This is a genomic window from Limisphaerales bacterium, assembly GCA_014382585.1.
Lineage (GTDB): Bacteria > Verrucomicrobiota > Verrucomicrobiia > Limisphaerales > UBA1100 > JACNJL01.
On record JACNJL010000012.1, the window covers coordinates 1 to 7,925 of the forward strand.

Here is a 7,925-nt window from a genome sequence, read left to right on the forward strand (position 1 = left end):
CTGTCGGCGAAGCGTTCTTCCTCGATGCCCATGCTATGCAGGATGCTGAGGAAGACGTCGGACATTTGGGTGTCGCCATTGCGCCAGTATTGGCCGTGCTTGAGGCCCAGATTGGCGCCGCCGGCAACGAGGGTGGGCAGGTTCTTCGGCAGGTGCGTGGTGCTGGCGCCGGAGCCGTAGAGCACGATGGTGTTATCGAGCACGGTGCCACGGTTATCCTGATAGCCCTGCAGGCGTTTGAAGAAATGCACGAGTTGCTCGGTGAGAAATTGGTCGTACTTGGCAAACTGCAACTGGCCATCCTTATCCTGCGCGTGCGACAGGCTGTGGTGGGTGCGCTTGATGCCGAGCTTGATGGGAAACGTGTCGCTGATGCCCATGCCATCTTCGCGATTGAGCATGAAGGCGATGCTGCGGGTGATGTCCGCATCGAACGCCAGCGCGATGAGGTCGAACATCGTGCGATAGTAATCGGCGGGATCCCCCTCGGAATTGGCGTCGAGCTTGAGGTGCGTGTGGTCCTGTTTCTTGAGCGGGATATCGATCCATTTCTCGGACGCAACCAGGCGCTCCTCCACTTCGTTGAGCGAGGTGAGGTACTGATCCATCTTCTCGCGGTCGGATTTGCCGAGCTTTTGGTTGAGCGACTTGGCCTGCTCCAGCACGGCATCAACAAGCTTGATACGGCGCTTGAGATTCTTGCGCTGGCTTTCCAGCGAGGCGCGGTCCGCGCGGAAGAGACGATTAAAAATCTGGCGCGGATTGTTCTCCGCAGGAATCGGCTTGCCGGTGAGGCTGTAGGAAATGGTGCCCGTGCGCGACAGGAACCCGACGCCCGCATCGACGGACATCACCAGTGACGGTTGCCGGCAAAACTGTTTGGTGTGCTTGGCCACCACTTGATCGAGCGCCACGCTGTTGTACACCTCGCGCCTGGGATCCTGCAATGGCGCGCCGGTAAGCCACATGTCCGAGCACACGTGCGGATCGGATTTCGGGCCGTTCGGGTGATACAGTCCGCCCATGAAACTCAGCTGCTTGCGGAACGGCGCGAACGCCTCGGTTGATTTGCCGAACACAAACTGGCCGTCCTTTTCCGCGCGCGGAAACCAGCTCCACTCATCGATGCCGTGCTTGGCGTGCGGCAGTGACATGCCGTTGGCCGTGTACAACGCGCAGAACCGCCGTGGCGTGGCCTCGGCCACCTCTTTGCCCATCGCCTCCAACACCGGCAACACCAGCGTAGCCCCCGCCGCCCCCTTCAGGAACGCGCGTCGATCGAGTTGAAATGATTGGCTCATGATTTCAAAAAAAGTTCGGTCAGGAAAACGTCTTCCCGCATCCGTTTAGACGCAAATTAAGGCCCGTTTCTTCGAGAAACACAAGCCCGATGTCGGTGAGATGATGTCAACCGCACCCCGTTAGCCTTGGATACGGGTGCGCGACTTGTCGTGAAAGATTTGGAGCCTCGACGTGATTGGTCATTAGCATGGATTGCTACCAACTGAGTTCCTTTAGTTCCTCTTTAGTTACTGCCCTTCCCGAGCCGTCAACAAATGCTACCGCGATATATTTCAAATTGTGCTTCTCCATGTATTTTAATGCATCCTCAAGGCCACCCGCCCCATTCCAACCCAGTTCGCATTCAAAAAATCATCACCCGCTTCACCGTCATATCTTTAAGGGAGATGCCATCCAGTTTTTTGTTCAATAAGTAAGGATTGAGCCTTGACTGTGGCCACATTAGTGCTACATATGAGCCATGCCCAAGACGGCAACAATTCGAGCCCGAGTGCAGCCGGAGGTGAAGGCTGAGGCTGAGGAGATTTTGAATGAACTAGGGATGACGACTTCCGAGTCGATCCAGTTGCTCTTCAATCAGATCCGGTTGCGCGGCGAATTCCCGCTCGAATTGAAGGTACCAAACAAAGCCACACGGGCAGCAATGGACGAAGACCGGACCAAACTGCCTTCATTCGATTCGGTGGATGATTTGATGGCCGATCTCAATTCGTAATGCGCACGCTGCGCCGAACCAGCCGATTCAAAAAGGATTTCAAACGCGCCAAACGGGCAGGCAAACCATTGGCAATTTTGGAGGAAACTCTGCGTTTGCTGCAACAGGGCAAGCCATTGCCCGCCGCCCGGCGAGACCATGCGTTGATGGGGAACCTCGGCGACCTCCGCGAATGCCATCTCGCGCCGGATTGGCTGATGGTCTATCAACCGACCGATGACGAGCTGGTGCTCGTGCGGCTAGGAAGCCACTCGGAGTTGTTTGGATGAATCGATCCCTTCATCCGCCGTGTAGAGTTTGTAAAATCTACTTGGTTAAAAAAATATCGCTCGTGATCACGAACCGGATCAGGTCCTGCATTCGATATCCGTTTCGACGCAAAGTAAGTCCCTTTTCTTCGAGAAAAACAAGCTCGTTGTAGGTGAGTGTGCGGCCGGTGGCATAGGTGGCGAGGTGCTTGAGCACGCTGAAGGCCACGCGATCCATGCGCGGGCCGGCGAGGTAGGCGCGCAGGGCGGCGTAGTCGGCCACCTCGGTGTCGTCGGGCAGGCGGGCGCTGGCGCCTTGATGATCGGCGCGGAAGAGACCGCCGGCATCGAATTGCTCCAGCGGCAGCCCCCACGGATCGATGCCCGCATGGCAACTGGCACAGCCTTTGTGGTCGCGGTGCAGGGCAAGGCGTTCGCGCAAGGAAAGCTTGGGATCAATCTCTTCAATGCCCGGCACATTGGGCGGCGGATCGGCGGGCGGTTCGGCAATAATCTTGCGGGCCAGCCACGCGCCGCGTTTCACGGCGTTGGCCTCGCGGCCATCGGACAGCCCGGCGAGAATGCTCGTCTGCGCCAGTAACCCGCCGAGGTGTTTGCGGCGATGGGCGACGGGCGCGAAGTCGAAGCCGCGCTCGGTCTGGTCGCCGAGGCCGTAGTAGCTGGCGGTGATTTCGTTTGCCAGAATGAAGTCCGACTGCACAAGGTTTCGCGCGGGTAGGTTTTCGCGCACGAGATGTTGCAGCAGCTCTACCGGTTCGCGGCGGAGATTCAGCCGCACATCGCGCGTGAGCGTGGGGTACTTATTGCGGTCCATTTCCACCACATCGAATTTCTCCAGACTCAACCATTGCGAGGCGAACTCGTCGGCGAATTGCCCGAACCGCTCATCGCGAATAAGGCGTGTGATCTCGGTGTCCATTGCGGCGCGTAATTTGCCGGAGTCGGCGAGCTGGTGCAGGCGCGGATCCGGCGCGGTGTTCCAGAGGAAGTACGACAGCTTCGAGGCCAGTTCATGCTCCGTCAGCGGCTCGGCCTTCGGCGTGGTGCTTTCCTCGATGAGAAACAGAAACTGCGGCGAGGTCAGCACGATGAGCAGGGTTTCCTTGATGCTCTGCGTGAAATCGCCGTGCTCGGCGAAGGCGCTCTTCCATACGGCCATTAACGGCGATGCCTCGGCCTCGGTGACCGGCCGCCGATAGGCGCGCCCGGCAAATTCCCGCACGATCTCGCGCGCGTACACCTCGGGTTTATCCTCGTTGGCCGAGCCGATGAAAATGCGCCGGTGCGTCGCCGGCGGCCAGCTCTCGTAAAACGGTCCCTCAAATTCCACCGACCGGATCCGCAGGCGCGGCCGGTCCCGGCCGTCGGTGTGCTCGCTGCGGACGCCGATCTCGCGCACGCCGGCGAGGTAATTGTCGTTGTCCTCCTGCACATCGTCACTCGGATAATTATTGATTGCACCCTCGAACACATATTCCCGCAACGCCGTGCCCGCCACCTCCACTGGCCGTTGCACCGGCGCAAACGTGCTTCCGCAATCCCGGCGCAAGCCTAGGTGCACGCCGAGCCACGGTGAGCGTTTTTCGAATTGCACAAATCGCTTGGCCAATTCCGAGCCCTCTGCCACCGGCGTCAATACCACCCGTTGCGGCACGCCGCTGGCGCCATACCGCGCGCTCACCTGCACTGGCCCGGACGGGAGCCGAAGGAGGGCGAGGGCGGGTTCGCGACGCGCATCGACCAATTCGCGCCCGTCGATTTTCAAAGCCACATCCTCCACTTTCACCGGCGGTGCCTTCACGAACCGTTGGCCCGGCGCCAGCAACGCCTTCAGCTCGGCTACCTCGAGCGCGCGCCGATACAGCCGCACCTCGTCAATATCGCCCTTGAACTGCTGGGCGTCCTGGATACGGCCGATATGCAAATCCACTTTCGGATTATCCAGCACGCGCGGTTCGATCGTCCCCACGCCCACCTCGTAACCATTCACGTACACGCGCGTTTGATTCTTGCCGCGACGCACCACCGCCGCCACGTGCTGCCATTCGTTCACGCGGATGACGCCCGGGCGTGAGGCCACCGTGCCGTTGGGTTGATTGTCCGGATTCGCTGTCTCGATGCGCAACACCCCGCGATTGTTTGGCATGTCGAGATACCAACCGTGCGTCCAGCTGTATTTGCCGAGGCAAACAATGCCCGCCTGCCGCAGTTGTGTGGGGCGAATCCACGCCATCACGGTGAAGTCGCCCTTGCCTACGTCCATCGAGTTGTCGCGCGGCACCACCACCGCGTCGCCGTTGCCGTCCAGCGCCACCGCCTTGCCGTTCGCTCCAATCGGAGATTCCACAAACTTCGCGTCGCCCACTAACCGCCCCTCCAGTTTCTTTGGCTTCGGCAAACTGTCCGCGGTGTCGTCCAACGTCCATGCGCCGACGAGCTTTTCATCAAGCCGCGAGGCATCCGCCTGCACCGCCTCACCCGCTGCCGCCTGCACGTACACATCCGCCTGATAAATCCCGCCCTTCGGAATGACCACCCGCTGCGGTTCGTGCAGTCCACGCACCACCACGGATGCCTGATTCGCCGTTGCCGCGGGGGTGCCACGGTCGAGTAGCAGCAGGTCCTCGTATTTTGCCGCGTTCACGCGCACGCGGAACTTCCCGTGTTGCGGCAGCTCGCGCAGTGAGATTTTGAAATTCGCGCGCGGCCCGTATGTGCTCTCCACCTGCCACTGTTCCGCGCTGGGGATTGACGCCCGCAGCAACAGGCCATCGGGCACCACGCGATACGCCTTGCCGCGCGGATACCCCATCGTCCCGCGCATGCAAGCGAAGACCGCGTGGTAGATACTGTCGTACTCGCGCCAACCGCGCACCGTGCCGTTCCCTTGGTAGCCTTCGTTGAACCGCCACTGGGTGCGCATCTTAAACGGTTCAAAAGCAAACGACTTCTTGGGCACCAACTGGCGCACGATGAAATTGTTGTTGGCGAGCAATGCGCTGTTGGCGCCGAGGATCAATCGATCCGGACTTGGCTCGGGATTGATCTCGTGCCCGAGATCCACGCGGAAGTTCTGGATCACCGGCTTCGCGGCCGCATCCACAATGGCGAGGTCCAAAGCCCGTTCCGCGATATCAAAATAACTCTCCACCAACAATGGCGACAACAACATCGACTGCCCGTTATTCACGAAACCGTCCTTGGACACGCCGTCCGGCGGCAACACGCCCGTGAGATCCTCCTCGATGCCCAGCAAATCGCGCAGCGTGTTGCCGTACTGCGCCACCGTCAACCGGCGCGCCCCACCGTTCTTTGGCCGCACGCGCGACCGCGCCATCGCCAGCGCCTCGTCGATCCACACCACCATCAACGCCCGCTCCGCCTTCGTCGGCTGCGTCTCGTCTTCCGGCGGCATTTCCTCCTCCAGCAACTGCTTGCGAATAATCTCCCAATGCCGCACCTCCTTGTCCGGCACCGTGCCGTCCAGATAATCCACCCGAATCCCCGCCTTCGGCTTCCGTTCCCCGTGGCAATCAAAACAATACCGCTTCAACAACGGCTGCACCAACCGCTGAAAATCCTGCTGCACCACCGCCGGCTCCTTGGCCGGCAACGCGCCCGCCAGCATCAGCAATCCCAGAAATATTCGAAACCCGTTCACCGCCCCAATCCTCCCCTGCCCCACCGAACCGAGCAAGGAAAGAAGCCCCCTTCCTTGCCAATCTGTTCGGGCGCATTTACAAAGGGGCATGCGCTTTCTTTTTTCATTTCTGATGGTGTGCGGTGTTTTGCAGGCGGCTGAACAGGCTGAACGACCAAACATTTTGTGGATCACGGCTGAGGACATGAGTCCGGTGCTGGGTTGTTACGGGGACCCGTTTGCCATCACGCCGAATATTGATCGGCTCGCCAAGGAGAGCGTGCGGTACACGAAGGCGTTTGCCAGTGCGCCGGTGTGTTCGCCTTCGCGGTCGTGCTTGATCACCGGTTGCTATCCGACCTCGCTGTCCACGCAGCAGATGCGGTCGGGGTTTGCGATTCCGAAAAGCATGCGTGGGTTTCCGGCGTTGCTGCGCCAACGCGGGTATTACACGACCAACAACGTGAAGACCGATTACAACACCGGCAACTACGCGGACATCATTAAACACTCGTGGAACGAAAGCAGCGCCACCGCGCATTGGCGCCAGCGCGGCGGGCGGGCGCAGCCGTTCTTCAGCGTGTTTAACCTGATGACCTCGCACCAAAGCCGGTCGATGGTGTGGCCGTACGCGCGCTTCAAGGAAGAGGTGCAAAGCACCTTGTCGCCGGGCGATATCCATGACCCAAACAAAGTGCCGCTGCCGCCGTATTATCCGGATACCCCGCTGGTGCGGCGCGAGCTGGCGCGCTTTTACGATTGTGTCACGGCGATGGACCTGCAGGTGGGCGCGCTCCTCAAACAACTGCAGGAAGACGGCCTTGCGGAAAACACCATTGTGTTTTTCTACAGCGACCACGGCAGCGGCATGCCCCGCCACAAACGCGCCCTGCTTGATAGCGGCATGCATGTGCCCCTGCTCATTCGGTTCCCCAAAAAATGGCAGCACCTCGCCCCGGGCAAACCCGGCACCACCTCCGATCGCCTTGTGAGTTTTGTGGACTACGCCCCCACCGTGCTGAACCTGCTCGGCCTGCCGATCCCCAAGGCCATGCAGGGCGAACCGTTCCTCGGCTCGAACGCCGCCGCGCCGCGCCGTTATGTGTACGGCCATCGCGATCGCGTGGACGAAGTGCGCGACCTCGCCCGTTCCGTGCGTGACAGCCGTTACCTTTACATCCGCAACTACATGCCGCACCTCGGCTACAACCAACCCACCGCCTGGCCGGACAGCGGCGAGATTCGCCACGAGTTTTATCGCCTCACCAATTCCAAAAAAATGTCCGGCGCCCAATGGCACTTCGCCGGCCCCACACGGCCGGTGGAGGAACTGTACGACTGCCAAGCGGACCCACAAAATTTGAAAAACCTTGCCCGTTCCAAAGCGCATCAAAAAATCCTAAAGCAATTGCGGACCGAGCACCTCCGGCACATCACTGAAACGGCGGACCTCGGGTTTCTGCCGGAGAGCGAAGCGTGGACGATGTTTGCCAAGCAAACCGGTTGGGAGATCGGCCAAGCGCGTAGGATACCCCTTGCCGGCATCCATCAAGCCGCCGCCCAAGTGGGGGTGGCCAGCGAGAAACAGCTTTTGAGCAACCTGTATTCAGCCATTCCGGCGATTCGTTACTGGGGCGCCATCGGGCTGGCGGCCAGGTCGAACATCTCCGACTCAGCCAAGCGCGTGTTAAAACAGAAGCTGAGCGACCCCTCGCCGGCGGCGCGGATCGAGATCGCCAACGCGCTCGCAGCCCATGGCGACATTCCCAACGCATTGCCTCCGCTGATCAACGCGACGCAACATGAAAACCTCATCGTCGTCACCCACGCCGCCCGCACCATTGAGCTACTCGGCAAACAGGCCATCGCCGCCAAAGCCCCCATGGCCGCCGCCCTCAAGCGCGCTGAAACCATTCGCCCCCCAGACACCCCCGCCACCGTCGTCCTCCCCGGCGACAAAGATCTCGCCATGTTCGTCGCCTTCAGCTGCCGCGCCTTT

5 protein-coding genes are annotated in these 7,925 nt (G+C 60.4%); 3 read left to right on the plus strand and 2 right to left on the minus strand.

Going from position 1 to position 7,925, the window contains the following annotated elements:
• A partial coding sequence (locus tag H8E27_00280) for a DUF1552 domain-containing protein (GenBank protein ID MBC8324057.1) occupies window positions 1–1,301 on the minus strand: 1,301 nt, incomplete at its 3' end.
• 461 nt (window positions 1,302–1,762) lie between these two features.
• Here H8E27_00280 and H8E27_00285 point away from each other — a divergent pair.
• Together H8E27_00285 and H8E27_00290 are read left to right on the plus strand one after the other, a co-directional pair.
• Window positions 1,763–2,017, plus strand: coding sequence for a type II toxin-antitoxin system RelB/DinJ family antitoxin (locus H8E27_00285; GenBank protein MBC8324058.1), 255 nt, complete (start codon window positions 1,763–1,765; stop codon window positions 2,015–2,017).
• Window positions 2,017–2,286 (plus strand): type II toxin-antitoxin system YafQ family toxin, encoded by a 270-nt coding sequence (locus H8E27_00290; GenBank protein MBC8324059.1) that lies wholly within the window; start codon window positions 2,017–2,019, stop codon window positions 2,284–2,286. Before H8E27_00285 ends, H8E27_00290 begins: the two co-directional genes overlap by 1 nt.
• A gap of 37 nt (window positions 2,287–2,323) precedes the next feature.
• Here H8E27_00290 and H8E27_00295 read toward each other — a convergent pair whose 3' ends face one another.
• Window positions 2,324–6,037 (minus strand): DUF1592 domain-containing protein, encoded by a 3,714-nt coding sequence (locus tag H8E27_00295; protein ID MBC8324060.1) that lies wholly within the window; start codon window positions 6,035–6,037, stop codon window positions 2,324–2,326.
• On the opposite strand from H8E27_00295, the gene H8E27_00300 reads away from it, so the two are divergent.
• A partial coding sequence (locus tag H8E27_00300; protein ID MBC8324061.1) for a sulfatase-like hydrolase/transferase occupies window positions 6,036–7,925 on the plus strand: 1,890 nt, incomplete at its 3' end. The two genes, H8E27_00295 and H8E27_00300, sit on opposite strands and share 2 nt — an antisense overlap.

What these genes read in the sequence shown, in the direction of transcription:
- H8E27_00285 (MBC8324058.1), top strand. Translation starts at nt 1,763, where the DNA reads ATGCCCAAGACGGCAACAATTCGAGCCCGAGTGCAGCCGGAGGTGAAG.
- H8E27_00290 (MBC8324059.1), top strand. Translation starts at nt 2,017, where the DNA reads ATGCGCACGCTGCGCCGAACCAGCCGATTCAAAAAGGATTTCAAACGC.
- H8E27_00295 (MBC8324060.1), bottom strand. Translation starts at nt 6,037, where the DNA reads ATGCCCCTTTGTAAATGCGCCCGAACAGATTGGCAAGGAAGGGGGCTT.